Annotated in this window: 14 protein-coding genes; 5 read left to right on the forward strand and 9 right to left on the reverse strand. The window is 33.5% G+C overall.

Translation table 11 applies throughout. From position 1 onward, the window contains the following. Positions 1–287: 287 nt before the first annotated feature. From BM088_RS04965 to BM088_RS04985, 5 genes are all read right to left on the reverse strand, one after another. Positions 288–1,559 carry a sugar MFS transporter gene (locus tag BM088_RS04965; RefSeq protein ID WP_091980874.1) on the reverse strand — a complete coding sequence of 424 codons (1,272 nt, stop codon included), beginning with the start codon at positions 1,557–1,559 and terminating at the stop codon, positions 288–290. Positions 1,560–1,702: 143 nt separating this feature from the next. Next, the gene (locus tag BM088_RS04970) at positions 1,703–2,398 is read right to left on the reverse strand and encodes a hypothetical protein (protein ID WP_091980878.1); all 696 of its coding nucleotides are present in this window, start codon (positions 2,396–2,398) and stop codon (positions 1,703–1,705) included. Positions 2,399–2,452: 54 nt separating this feature from the next. Further along, the gene (locus BM088_RS04975; protein ID WP_091980880.1) at positions 2,453–2,959 is read right to left on the reverse strand and encodes an RNA methyltransferase; all 507 of its coding nucleotides are present in this window, start codon (positions 2,957–2,959) and stop codon (positions 2,453–2,455) included. Between the two features lie 39 nt (positions 2,960–2,998). Further along, positions 2,999–3,508, reverse strand: a complete 510-nt coding sequence (locus BM088_RS04980) for a YcgN family cysteine cluster protein (RefSeq protein WP_091980883.1) — start codon at positions 3,506–3,508, stop codon at positions 2,999–3,001. Positions 3,509–3,544: 36 nt separating this feature from the next. Continuing rightward, positions 3,545–3,832 carry a YcgL domain-containing protein gene (locus BM088_RS04985; RefSeq protein WP_091980887.1) on the reverse strand — a complete coding sequence of 96 codons (288 nt, stop codon included), beginning with the start codon at positions 3,830–3,832 and terminating at the stop codon, positions 3,545–3,547. Between the two features lie 110 nt (positions 3,833–3,942). Between BM088_RS04985 and minC the strand changes: the two genes are divergently transcribed. From minC to minE, 3 genes are read left to right on the forward strand one after another with little or no spacing between them, the layout of a single operon-like run. Then, positions 3,943–4,656: a septum site-determining protein MinC gene (gene minC, locus BM088_RS04990; RefSeq protein WP_091980890.1), complete on the forward strand. Its 714-nt coding sequence runs from the start codon at positions 3,943–3,945 to the stop codon at positions 4,654–4,656. 5 nt (positions 4,657–4,661) lie between these two features. Next, positions 4,662–5,471, forward strand: a complete 810-nt coding sequence (gene minD, locus BM088_RS04995) for a septum site-determining protein MinD (protein ID WP_091980894.1) — start codon at positions 4,662–4,664, stop codon at positions 5,469–5,471. A gap of 1 nt (position 5,472) precedes the next feature. Then, positions 5,473–5,730 carry a cell division topological specificity factor MinE gene (gene minE, locus BM088_RS05000; protein ID WP_091980898.1) on the forward strand — a complete coding sequence of 86 codons (258 nt, stop codon included), beginning with the start codon at positions 5,473–5,475 and terminating at the stop codon, positions 5,728–5,730. A gap of 57 nt (positions 5,731–5,787) precedes the next feature. Here the strand turns inward: minE and rnd are convergent, their stop codons facing one another. The 3 genes from rnd to BM088_RS05015 form a co-directional block, all read right to left on the reverse strand. Further along, the gene (rnd, locus tag BM088_RS05005; protein WP_091980903.1) at positions 5,788–6,930 is read right to left on the reverse strand and encodes a ribonuclease D; all 1,143 of its coding nucleotides are present in this window, start codon (positions 6,928–6,930) and stop codon (positions 5,788–5,790) included. Between the two features lie 61 nt (positions 6,931–6,991). Beyond that, positions 6,992–8,653: an AMP-binding protein gene (locus BM088_RS05010; RefSeq protein ID WP_091980907.1), complete on the reverse strand. Its 1,662-nt coding sequence runs from the start codon at positions 8,651–8,653 to the stop codon at positions 6,992–6,994. A 195-nt stretch (positions 8,654–8,848) separates the two neighbouring features. Continuing rightward, positions 8,849–9,733, reverse strand: coding sequence for an alpha/beta fold hydrolase (locus tag BM088_RS05015; RefSeq protein ID WP_091980911.1), 885 nt, complete (start codon positions 9,731–9,733; stop codon positions 8,849–8,851). A 111-nt stretch (positions 9,734–9,844) separates the two neighbouring features. Between BM088_RS05015 and BM088_RS05020 the strand changes: the two genes are divergently transcribed. Further along, positions 9,845–11,146 carry an alkaline phosphatase gene (locus BM088_RS05020; protein WP_425439276.1) on the forward strand — a complete coding sequence of 434 codons (1,302 nt, stop codon included), beginning with the start codon at positions 9,845–9,847 and terminating at the stop codon, positions 11,144–11,146. Between the two features lie 34 nt (positions 11,147–11,180). Here BM088_RS05020 and BM088_RS05025 read toward each other — a convergent pair whose 3' ends face one another. Beyond that, the gene (locus BM088_RS05025; RefSeq protein WP_091980915.1) at positions 11,181–11,936 is read right to left on the reverse strand and encodes a class I SAM-dependent methyltransferase; all 756 of its coding nucleotides are present in this window, start codon (positions 11,934–11,936) and stop codon (positions 11,181–11,183) included. 83 nt (positions 11,937–12,019) lie between these two features. Here BM088_RS05025 and gloB point away from each other — a divergent pair, with 83 nt between their 5' ends. Next, a complete protein-coding gene (gene gloB / locus BM088_RS05030) occupies positions 12,020–12,787 on the forward strand; it encodes a hydroxyacylglutathione hydrolase (protein WP_091980919.1) in 768 nt (255 codons plus the stop codon). The last annotated feature ends 79 nt before the right edge of the window (positions 12,788–12,866 follow it).

Genomic DNA, 12,866 nt, shown 5'->3' on the forward strand with positions numbered 1-12,866 from the left:
TGATATTTAAATAAAGGTATACAACTAAGGTAGCAGATTATCCTGTTTTATTAAATAATATAGAAAATTGAAGTAATATCGTTCTTACATATAAAACTTGGAACGTTCCCTTAATAATTATATTCATAGGCTATGAATACGTATTCAATCATTCCATTGCTAACTTCAGAACACAGCAATTTAACTTTTGAAGTGCGCATTAATTCAATCTACTCAAAGAAGAGAGTGGCTTACATTAATACGCAATGATCTTTAATCTTTAATCTTTAATCTTTAATGTTTAATGTTTAATCTTTAATACTTTTAATCCAAAGACTTGAATATTTAGTTACATTTAATGCATACCAAATGATAAAAACATAACAAAGTGCAGGCACAATAAAACTAACTTGTAGATGAAAGATATCAGCCAATAGCCCCTGCAACAGAGGTACTAATGCACCGCCTACAATTGCTAGGCATAACCAACCTGAAGCTTGACTGGTTTGTTTACCCAAGCCTGAAATTGCCAATGTAAATATAGTTGGGAACATAATTGAATTAAATAAGCCAATTGCAAGTACGCTAAACATAGCTGTATTGCCTGTTGATGACATTGTAAGAGTTAACAAAGCAACAACACATATACTATTAATCAATAATATCTTAGCCGGTGATACAAAACGCATAATAAAAGCACCAATGAATCGGCCAACCATAGCCCCTCCCCAATAATAGCTAATAAATACAGCAGCTTTAGACTCTGAGATACCAGCAATCTCCTTTTCACCAAGAAAGTTAATAAGAAAGCTTCCAATTGAAACTTCTGCTCCAACATAACAAAATATTGCAAACACACCATAAATAAGGTGTTTAGCTTGAAATAATGATGCAGTCTCTAATGGAACTTGATCGTCATTTTCATTTGCATGTATTTCGGGTAACTTAAGCAATGAAAATAACACGGCGATTGTCATTAAGGCACCCGCTAAAATTAAATATGGGATTTTAACACTATCAGCACTAGACGCTTCGATAACAAGCGCGCTTGTACCACCAAAAAAAAGAACACTACCAACCATAGGGCCTAAAGTAGTACCAAGTGAATTAAGCGCTTGTGCTAGGTTTAACCTACTTGACGCGGTTTTATCAGGGCCTAAAGCAGCCACATATGGGTTTGCAGATACTTGTAAAATTGTAATACCACTGGCCAATACAAAGAGCGCTGTAAGAAAAATCCAATATTCTTTGATCATTGCAGCAGGGTAAAACAAGGCACATCCAACAGATGCAATAACTAGCCCTATAATAACACCATGCTTATACCCTACCTTTTTTACCAAAGTACCCGCAGGTAAAGAAACGATAAAATAAGCACCAAAAAAACAAAGCTGAATAAACATGGCTTCTGTATAAGATAACGAAAAAACATCTTTCAATCTGGGAATTAATAAATCATTTAATACGGTTATAAATCCCCATAAAAAAAATAGCACTGTCATTGCCGTCAAAGGCAAAAAATAATTTTTATTATTATCAATATCTGATGAATAAGCTTGACTTAGATTGAGTTGACTCACGCATGGCTCTCCGATTTAAATTCAGTTTTTAGTTTACACAATGTTAACTAAAATACACACGACTATTTATGGAACGTTCCACTTTTCTTACTAAATATACACAAATTTAGATGAATTGTGTATATTTAGGTTTATGCCTGATACTAAAATGGGATATTGGAAATATTTATATTTTCTGCATTATTTGAAATGAGCAAATCAAAATAGCTTAAATTTCCAACTTGATAAAATGCAATAAGCGCTTGTTCATTGCCTGTGTCTGAGGCTAACTTATACCCTCCCCAACTTGTTGATGTTGCGATAAACTCAAATGATAAAGAATTTCCATTATCAACAATTATTTGAAACTGCTCACTCTCACCTGAAAGCTGTATGATCCAGTTATTGGCCTGATATGTTTTGTTAACATCATCATTACTTGGACGTTTTGCTACACGACCAGAGTCTTTTTTATAATTAACCGATTTTAAAGCATTTATACAGGTATTTCCGGCATCTGATATATTTTTACACTGATAACTATAAACATCTTCTTTAAAGTTACCCTGTACTTCAACCCATTTTTGTTCAGCAGTATCAAAGTGAGTTCCAATAACTGAACCATTCGCGGTAAATGTTAATACTTTTGACAGTGTAGTTCCGTTTCGTAACCGCGAATAAGCAAAAGCAGATTGTCCTGATACATATAAAGCTTGGCTAGCATTACTTTGCTCGGTGTAGAACCCATTGCCTATTAGGTGAGTTTTTAATGTTGGGGCTGGCGTGTCAGAACTTCCACCGCCACCACACGCTATGCACAGAAATAACGCTATACATAAAATATAACTTCGTATAAACATGGTTAAACTCCTTTTAGTTATCGAATATTCACTTTATAAAAATAAAGTGAAATACTAAATTTTAACTTTATTATTATTATCACGGCTATTTCTAATGACGTCATCGCCTAATTTTATATTAGCTGACTTAGCCAATCTATCGTATAAAACAACGTTGACGGTCGCAGCTAAATTCATACACCCCTGGGTAGGGATGTATATAACATCTTCACACCAAGATAGAACATCTTTATTAAGCGACCCATCTTCAGGGCCAAAAATATAAAAAGCACTTTTAGGGTGAGTATAAGTTGTAAGCGGTTTAGCACCTTCTATTAACTCTATAGCGACAGGCGTTGCACCTAATGGAATAATAGATTTTAAATCATCCGCAGCAATTAAAGGTATATCTTGATGTACTTTTTTTGTATCAGTAACAAACTTTTTTGCATGCTCGTATCTATTTCCAGTATAAAATACTGAATTGGCTCCATAACAACCTGCAGCTCTCATTACTGCGCCAACGTTGCTTGGGCTTTTAGGGTTAAACAAACCTAAACAAGCGAATCCATCTTTTTTCATTCTAATCTCTTCTTTTTTAATATTTGATAACAAAAATAATTAATCACAATCGTGCAATGGCCACTGCGCAATGTAATTTTCAAATTCTTCTAAATTAACTTCATTATCTTTTACAACTTTACCGACTACGCTAATATCAGCATCATGCATTGATTGCTTAGAACCTTTGTTTAATAATGGATGCCAACTTGCAAGCCCTCTGCCTTCATATAAACGTCGATAGCTACAGCTTTGAGGCATAAAAAAGATATCTCTGACATTTTCTTTTGTGAGTTGAACACATGAAGGCACAAATTGAGTGCGTTTTTCGTATTCAGTGCAATAACAAGATTGTGTATCTAAATATTGACAAACAATATTTGTATAAATGAGCTCCTCCCCCTCTCTTAAAGAGTCCGTAGGTTCAAAATCGTCTTCAATATCACTATCAATGAAACTATTTAAGCAACATTTACCACAACCATCACAAATCGCTTCCCATTCAGCGTTATTCATTTGTTCTAATGATTTATTCTGCCAAAAATTAGGTGCTAATATATCTTTATTCATATTAAATATAATCAATATAACCCATCAACTTAATGATTAGTTACTTAAATTATTTGCCCCATTTTCATTTCTAAAAGTTTCTAGCATGTTTTCTACTGGAGGCGGTAACTGAAGGTAATACCCTTGCTCAGCTAAGCTGTGTTTTACTTTTTCAATATCAGATCCTGCTAACGTATCTCTAGTGGCTAGGTTTATTATCATGACAAAAACAGGTTTTGAAAAGGTATCTAATAATGCCTGTGGTACTTTAGTAAAATCATCTCTTTTTTCAACAAAAAGATAGGTATCAGCTTTGCGGCTACTTTTATAGATAGCAGATAACATTTGGTGCCTTTAGAACTTGCTTAACAGTGACGCACACTATACCATGACAGAACAAGAAAGTGAGGCATTTTGCACTCAAAACGCCGATAAAGAATAATTATAAAACGCCTATGTCAGAACAAATTTTTGAACTTAAAGGGAATCTTTTCACATTATCTGTTTTAAACTTGTATAAAAACGACATACAAGAATTAAGTAAACAGCTAGACGAAAAAATATCTCAGGCACCAAAGTTTTTTTACGGTGCACCTATAGTGATCAATCTGAAATTTATTTCAGATCAAAAAGTCAATTTTGCAGAGCTAAAGCAAGTACTAGTTGCATTGCAATTAAACCCTGTTGGTGTTTGTAATGGAAGTGACACTCAAAACGCCTCTGCAAAAGAGAATATGTTATCTGTTTTAAATTATTCTCAAGACGTCAAACCTAAGGTAGCAAAAGTAGCAAACTCAGCATTAAATACTTCAATAATAGAAAAAGAAGTATATTTACCCGCGCAAGTTATTCAAGGTACAGTAAGATCAGGGCAACAAGTATATGCAAAAGATCGTGATATAATTGTACTTGGTGCCGTAAGTCATGGTGCAGAGGTAATTGCCGATGGCAATATACATATTTATGGAGCGCTTCGTGGTCGTGCTATCGCTGGTGCAAAAGGTAATATTCAAGCACAAATTTTTTGCCAAAAACTAGAAGCTGAATTAGTTTCTATTGATGGTAATTATTGGATCAGCGACTCACTGCAAGGTGATTTATGGGGCCAAGCAGCCGCAATTCAATACAAAGATGATTCATTAGAAATTACAGCATTGGTTAAAGGATAATTATCATGGCAAAAGTGATCGTTGTTACATCAGGAAAAGGCGGTGTTGGTAAAACAACATCAAGCGCAGCTATTGGAACAGGTTTAGCGGTAAAAGGCTATAAAACCGTCATTGTTGATTTTGATATTGGTCTGAGAAATCTTGATTTAATTATGGGTTGTGAACGACGAGTTGTATATGACTTTGTTAATGTCATTAATGGCGAATCAAACCTGAATCAAGCTTTAATAAAAGATAAAAGAGTCGAAAAACTATTTATTTTGCCTGCATCTCAAACACGTGATAAAGACGCTTTAACCAAAGAAGGTGTTGAACGTGTTTTAAATGAGTTGAAACAAGAGTTTGACTTTATAATTTGTGACTCCCCAGCTGGTATAGAAGCTGGTGCTATGATGGCACTTTACTTTGCTGATGAAGCAATCGTAACAACAAACCCTGAAGTATCATCAGTACGTGATTCAGACCGTATTTTAGGTATTTTACATAGTAAATCTAAACGTGCAGAAGAAGGTTTAGACGGTGTAAAAGAACATCTCTTATTAACCAGATACAACCCTGAACGTGTTGAAAAGGGAGAAATGCTGTCTGTTGAGGATGTTCAAGATATTCTTGCCATAGATTTATTAGGTGTGATCCCTGAATCACCATCAGTATTAAGTGCTTCTAATTCTGGTCAGCCTGTTATTTTAGATATAGACTCTGACGCAGGAAAAGCTTATCAAGATACCATTGATAGGCTATTAGGAGAAGAAATTGATTATCGTTTTTTACAGGTACGTAAAAAAGGTATTCTTAAACGGATTTTCGGAGGTTAACATGTCATTACTTAGCTATTTTCGCTCACCAAAAACAAAAACTGCATCATTGGCAAAAGAGCGCTTACAAATAATAGTTGCCCATGAAAGGTCTCAACGTGGTACACCTGACTACCTTCCACAGTTAAAACAAGATATTTTAGAAGTAATTCGAAAGTATGTGGAAATTTCATCCGATCAAGTCTCTGTTCAACTTGAACAAAACGAAGATGATTTGGCAGTATTAGAATTAAATGTAACATTGCCTGACGAAAAATAATACTTTGTTTGAAAAGGGCTTAAACTAAGCCCTTTTAATTATTTTAAAGTAACAAGTTTATTCCCATTCTTTTATTTTTCCTTTTAATAGTTTATACCGCCAACAGCTTAATAAATCAGGTATCAGCTTGTTCTTTTTCTGATCTTTTTCATATTTCCAGCTCCAGCTTATCAGTTGATTTATCTGCTTTTTACTTGAAAGTGCTTCAATAGGAATGTCATTTAATTTTGCTATACCGTCAATTTTTTGCTTTAGTAATTTAACCTCATTTTTATAACTGGGGAAATCAACTAAACGGATAATTTTTTCAGGATTTTGTTCGGGTAATAAAGAACCAGCATCACTAATACATGCTAAAATTTCTTTACCAGATTTATTAACTTCCATTGCTTCTATGCCTGGCAGTTTTCTTAAGGCAGTTAAACTATTTGGCTTATATTTTGCGATTTCAATCATATTATGTTCTTTAAGAATAAAACCTAAAGCCAAGTTTTTCATTTTTGCTTTTTCACGACGCCAGATTGCTAGTTTTTTCAACACCCCTAAATCTGATGAATTAAGTTGCCATGCATTTTTAATTTCTAAATATAAATTCTCATCGGGGATCTGATATTGGCGTTTTTTTGCCATTAAAGCACTTTCACTTAACACTATATCTAACCATTCTTTTTCATCGATAAGTTTTTTAACAATTTCAAAACAAGGCAATAAAAAGATCACATCACCCGCAGCGTAATCTAGTTGTTTTTGTGTAAGTGGTCTTTGCAACCAGTTTGTTCTTGATTCGCTTTTATCTATTTCTTGGCATAATAATTTATTAACCATCATGGCAAAACCGACACTATTCCCAAAGCCCAATAACGTCATTGCAAACTGCGTATCAAATAAAGGTGCAGGAATGCAATCACCGTGTTTCATAAAGACTTCTAAATCTTCAGAGGGGGAATGTAAAACTTTAAGTATCGATGTGTCTTTAAGGATATTCCAAAATTGAGTCAGGTCTAATTCACAACAAGGGTCAATCAAAGCCAAGTGTTTACCGTCAAACACTTGGATCAAAGCGAGTTCTGGATATAAAGTTCGTCTGCGCATAAATTCTGTATCAATCGCTAGAATAGGACTTTCTTTGATTAACTGAATATAAGCATCTAATTGTTCTTGAGTTTTTATATACTCATTTTCTAAGCATAGAGAATGCAAGTGCGTATCCTGATATTTTGATATAAAAAAACCGGCATAGCCGGTTTTATAAAAATAAAAATTAACTGGCTTCTTTAAGAGCTCTCCGTAAGATTTTTCCTACATTTGTTTTTGGTAGTTCATCTTTGAACTCTACAAATTTAGGCACCTTATAATTTGTTAAATTTTTACGGCAATGGTTTATTATATCTTTTTCTGTTAACAATGGGTCTTTTTTAACAACAAATATTTTAACTTGCTCACCACTAACATCATGTGGTACACCAACGGCGGCCACTTCTAATATACCCTCATGCATAGCGACTACTTCTTCAACTTCATTAGGAAATACATTAAAGCCAGAAACAATTATCATATCTTTTTTACGGTCAACAATAAAAAAGAAACCTTCTTCATCACATTTTGCAACATCTCCTGTTGCAAACCATCCATCACTCATGCAGTTTTGAGTTTCATCTTTTCGATTATAGTAACCTTTCATAACCTGAGGTCCTTTAACCCATAACTCTCCAGACTCACCAACAGGCATGTCCTGACCATCTTCTCCAACGATTCGTAATAAAGTACTTGGCGCAGGTAAACCGATTGAACCGTTATAGCCATCTAAATCATAGGGACTAATGGTGACTAAAGGTGCACACTCTGTTAAGCCGTAACCCTCCATTAGTTTACTATTCGTTATTTTTTGCCAGCGTTCTGCTACTGGACGTTGAACAGCCATACCGCCACCAAGAGAAAACTTCAAAGAACTAAAATCTAATTCATTAAATCCAGGCGTATTGAGTAAACCATTAAACAATGTATTCACTCCTGTAATCGCTGTAAATTTATTATTTGATAAATCTTTAACAAAAGCTTTCATATCACGGGGGTTAGTGATCAATAAATTTAACCCACCATACTTCATAAAAGTTAGACAGTTAGCCGTTAACGCAAAAATATGATAAAGCGGCAATGCAGTAACAACAACTTCCTTACCTTTTACAAGTATTTTATCCAGGCAACCTGACACTTGTTCTAGGTTAGAAACCATATTACCATGGGTTAGCATTGCACCTTTAGAGACACCTGTTGTACCTCCCGTATATTGTAAAAAAGCCAAGTCATCATGTAATAAATGTGGTCTTTTATAATCATGCTCTTTACCTTGTGAAAGAACATCATTAAATGCGATAGTATTTGGCAAATTAAATGCTGGTACCATTTTTTTGACACGTTTTACAACAAAATTAACAATATGTTTTTTTAAGCCGCCAGATAAATCACCTACTTGAGTCAATACAATATTGTTTATATCTGTTTGTGGCAGTGCTTGTTCTAATGTGCGGGCAAAATTTTGTAATAATATAATTGTTTTAGTTTCTGAATCTTTTAGCTGATGTGCTAACTCTCGAACTGTATATAAAGGGTTTACATTTACAACAACGCAACCAGCCCTTAATACGCCTAAAATAGTAATTGGCGTTTGCAACAAGTTAGGCATCATAACTGCAACTTTGTCGCCTTTTTTAAGACCTAAATTATTTTGTAGATAAGAGGCAAATTTTTTGGTGGCAATATCAATTTCTTTATAAGTTAATTGATTTCCCATATTTGAAAATGCAGGCAATTCAGAATAATCAGAAAAACTTTTTTCGAACACTTCAAGCAGTGAGTCATAGTGATTTGGATCTATTTCTTCAGGCATGCCTTCTGGATACCTTTTTAGCCAGATTTTTTCCACTTGTTTCTCCTGTTTTTATATTTATTTTTATGAATAGCAAAGAATTAAATTCTATTAAATCGCTATATTTATTAGGTATTATCTTAAACTTTAATTCAACTAAGGTTATTTAACAACTGAGTATTTACTCTAACCGAACGCTTATCATCACACATTTAAAATAAAGTTACAAATATCAGCTAAATATTTCATTAATTATGCAATAAAAGACGATAATAATTTTGCAACTTCTTGAGGATTTTGTATATGACAATGATGGCCACCAGCAACTTCTCTAATTTTTAAGTTCCTGTAATGATGAGCATAAATATCCACGGCTTGTTTTATTTGTTTCATTCCCGTTTTACCCAATACAACTAAAACTGGTGACTTGATATTCTTACAGACAGTCACAATTTGCGCTTCATTAAAACGAAAACCAGAATGTTGTTTTAATTTTGGATCAATTGTTAATTTTACACCTTGCTCAGTGACGGTTGCATTTCTTTTCATTAATAATTTACATTCTTCGTAATTTAGGTCACTCACAGCCATTCTCGCTTTAACCAAAGTATCAAAGTTTTGATAATATTTAGCATTGTTTTGTTTTATATTTTTCGTGTTTTTTTTACGATGTAAAATAGCATTTCTAAGTTGTTGAACAACTTCATTTTCATGAGTGGATATCAGCCCAATTCCTTCTATTAATGTGACAGATAAAACAAGTTCAGGAAAACAAGCCGAAAATAAACTTGCGGCCATTGCGCCCATAGAGTGGCCTACTATGTGCACAGGCTCATCATATTGAGTAGTGATCACTTGGTAAATATCATCAATATAATCAACAAAATAATAATGACAATCATTACTTCGCCACTCAGATAATCCATGACCTGGAAAATCAAACGCTAACCAATTATATTCTTCCATTAATGTGATTAAGTTTAAAAAGCTTGCACAATTATCTTGCCAACCATGAAAAGCAACAATATTCTTTTTTAATTTACCTTCGTCAGAATCATAGTTTTGAATACCTGCTAATCTAGGTCCTGATGTTTTAATAGAGACATCTCTTAAAGCATTATTTTTATTTGGAACCATGAGAAATTCTCTTTAAAGTTATAATAAACAATATATTTTATCGCAACACAGTACCATTGCGCATTTATTTCTGGTATTTAATAACTATATAAATATATTTTGATCAAAAAAATGAAAAAAACTCTAATTTCAATGACATTTGCCCTTTTATCCCATTGTGCCTTCGCACAAACAGAGACTATTTCAACTCCCCCTAAAAACATCATATTTATGATAGGCGATGGGATGGGTCCTGCTTATACCACAGCATTTCGCTATTTTAATGATAATTTACAAACAAAAGAAATTGAGTCAACAGTTTTTGATACAATTTTAACTGGCATGTCTCGTACTTATCCAGATGATGATACTTATGTGACAGATAGTGCAGCAGGAGCAACAGCACTCAGTAGTGGTCATAAAACTTATAATGGTGCCATTGCTGTTGATAATGATAAATCACCAACAAAAACGATGCTAGAAATAGCCAAAGAAAAAAACATGATTACTGCATTAATCGCAACTTCTCAAATAAATCATGCAACACCAGCAAGTTTTGCTTCACATAATGAATACCGTCGAAATTATAATGAAATAGCTGATGATTACATTGATAATAAAATAAATGGCAAATTACCTGTAGACTTACTTTTTGGAGGTGGTACAGATTATTTTAAACGAAGCGATAGAAATTTAATAAATGAATTTATTAAAAGTGGTTACCAGTATACAGAATCTCTTAAAGATTTAGATTTGATTACTCAGCTTCCAGCGATTGGGTTGTTTGCTAAAATAGGTTTGCCATATGTAATAGACTCAAAGACCAAACATTTAGAAAAAATGACAACAAAAGCTTTTTCTTTATTAGAAAACAACTCAAGGAATGGCTTTTTCATCATGATAGAAGGAAGCCAAATAGATTGGTGTGGGCATAATAATGATATTTCATGCGCCATGGCCGAAATGAATGACTTTGCAAATTCAATATCAATTGCCAAAAAATATGTAGATAAGCATCCAGATACCCTACTCGTTGTAACAGCGGATCATTCTACTGGCGGACTTACTCTTGGGGCAAATGGGTTATACAAATGGGAAACTCAAATAATCAAAGATTTAAATGTAAGCGCAAAGCAACTCAGTGATAACCTTTTTGAGTCTTCAAATCTTGAATCTATATGGAAAAATCATTCAAAAATAAAACTAACAGTCGAAAATTTAAAAGCACTTAATATTGCCAAAGCTAAAAATAAAGAAGCCTTATTTTTAGCCGTTAAGAAAATAATAAATGATTTAAGCTATACAGGTTGGACTACAGATGGACATACAGCCGTTGATGTGCAAATTTTTGCGTATGGCCAAGGTTCTAAGTTATTTCACGGCAGCATGAATAATACTGACATCGCGAAACAACTTATCAATATAATTCAGTAACCCTAACTAACAGCTTGCCAAAATGGCTTGGTATTTACTTCAAGCCATTTTTAATTGACTCTCTCATACCCACTCCTTTTACCGCAGGAGCAAATTGTGGTGGCCTGGCATGCCATTTAGGTTTTATTGGGGTCAATGGTGAAACACGTTTGCGTGCAACTATCATATAAACACTGCCAATAGGTTTGAAATATTGCTGGCAAAAATCTTTCCAAGGCTCAAATCGTGATAACCTGCTCCCTCTAGCGAGTGATGAATATATAAATTTTTCATCATTTATTATTTCAAAGCCCAGTAAATTTAACCAATCTTTAACCCTTGCAGGTGTAAAAAAACGACCACTCCACGGCAATTTTTGCCTACTAAATGGAAGTAACCTTGCTAAACCACAAAAGCTAAAAGGATTAAAACCGGTCAAGATAATATATCCTCCAGGCAATAGAACCCTTTGTGTTTCTCTTAAAATATGATGTGGGTCACTATAGTATTCTAAACAATGACTTAATAAACACCCATCAACTGAATGTTCAGCAAAAGGTAATTCATCAATTTCAGCCAATACTCCCGCGCGATTACATTCAGGTGCAACACAGATCTGATGTTTAATACAGCATGCTTGAGTATCAAGCTGACCACTTAAGTCGCCCAGTTTTAAAAAATGATAGCCAAAAATACGAGGTAACCATTTTGAAATTTTTTGTTCTATTTCATTTTGTAAATGATCTCCGTGAGGAAACTCCTGCCAACTTTGCGGTTTTGGTGCATATTGAAAACTCAGTGCTGGTTTCAATTAGAGATCCCCTATGGTTTTTAATCTACATAATCTGATATATTAATATAATTAAAGCATTACTCAATGAAAAGTAATAAGTCATGTTAAATATTGAACCAATTCACGCATATTCAGATAACTTCATTTGGGCTATAACTAAGACATCAGAGCAATCACTTTTTGTTGTTGATCCAGGTCAGGCAGAACCCGTTATTGCGTATATCAAACAGCATGCATTACAGCTCAAAGGAATTTTAATAACACATCATCACTGGGACCATACAAATGGCGTTGAAAAATTAAAACAAATCTATCCTGATGCCATTGTTTACGGGCCTAAAAACAGCCCTTTTAAAGGAACTGATGTAAAATTAATACAAGGCGATAACCTAAACATATTAGGTCATATGTTTAATATTACAGAAACACCTGGCCATACATTAGATCATATTTGTTATTATACTGATGACATCTTATTTTGCGGAGATACGCTTTTTAGCGCAGGATGTGGAAGATTGTTTGAAGGAACCCCTACACAAATGTTTCAATCTTTACAAAAAATATCGACATTACCTGCCACATGTAAAATATATTGTACTCACGAATATACATTAGATAATTTAACCTTCGCAAAAACAGTAGAACCTAATAACGTAAATTTGACGCAATATCTTAAAGAAGTGATCCACAAACGAAATAATGACATTAATACGATACCAACAAGTTTATGTGTAGAATTTAAAATAAACCCCTTTTTAAGAAGTTTAAATCCAGATAATCAGTTTGTTATTCCCAATGAATTTAAGAATACAAATAATAAACCTGAATCTTCATTTACCAGCTTGCGTCAATATAAAGATAATTTTTAACATATAATCACTTACTTACATTCAAATATACAATATAGATTAAATACTTACTATTTTAAAAAATTTATCATATATCTAT

The sequence above is a fragment of the Pseudoalteromonas denitrificans DSM 6059 genome, from assembly GCF_900112265.1.
Lineage (GTDB): Bacteria > Pseudomonadota > Gammaproteobacteria > Enterobacterales > Alteromonadaceae > Pseudoalteromonas > Pseudoalteromonas denitrificans.

Bases quoted from the DNA above. Each gene is read 5' to 3' on its own strand.
- BM088_RS04970 (WP_091980878.1), bottom strand. From the start codon at position 2,398: ATGTTTATACGAAGTTATATTTTATGTATAGCGTTATTTCTGTGCATA.
- BM088_RS04975 (WP_091980880.1), bottom strand. From the start codon at position 2,959: ATGAAAAAAGATGGATTCGCTTGTTTAGGTTTGTTTAACCCTAAAAGC.
- BM088_RS04980 (WP_091980883.1), bottom strand. From the start codon at position 3,508: ATGAATAAAGATATATTAGCACCTAATTTTTGGCAGAATAAATCATTA.
- BM088_RS04985 (WP_091980887.1), bottom strand. From the start codon at position 3,832: ATGTTATCTGCTATCTATAAAAGTAGCCGCAAAGCTGATACCTATCTT.
- minC (WP_091980890.1), top strand. From the start codon at position 3,943: ATGTCAGAACAAATTTTTGAACTTAAAGGGAATCTTTTCACATTATCT.
- minD (WP_091980894.1), top strand. From the start codon at position 4,662: ATGGCAAAAGTGATCGTTGTTACATCAGGAAAAGGCGGTGTTGGTAAA.
- minE (WP_091980898.1), top strand. From the start codon at position 5,473: ATGTCATTACTTAGCTATTTTCGCTCACCAAAAACAAAAACTGCATCA.
- BM088_RS05015 (WP_091980911.1), bottom strand. From the start codon at position 9,733: ATGGTTCCAAATAAAAATAATGCTTTAAGAGATGTCTCTATTAAAACA.
- BM088_RS05020 (WP_425439276.1), top strand. From the start codon at position 9,845: ATGAAAAAAACTCTAATTTCAATGACATTTGCCCTTTTATCCCATTGT.
- gloB (WP_091980919.1), top strand. From the start codon at position 12,020: ATGTTAAATATTGAACCAATTCACGCATATTCAGATAACTTCATTTGG.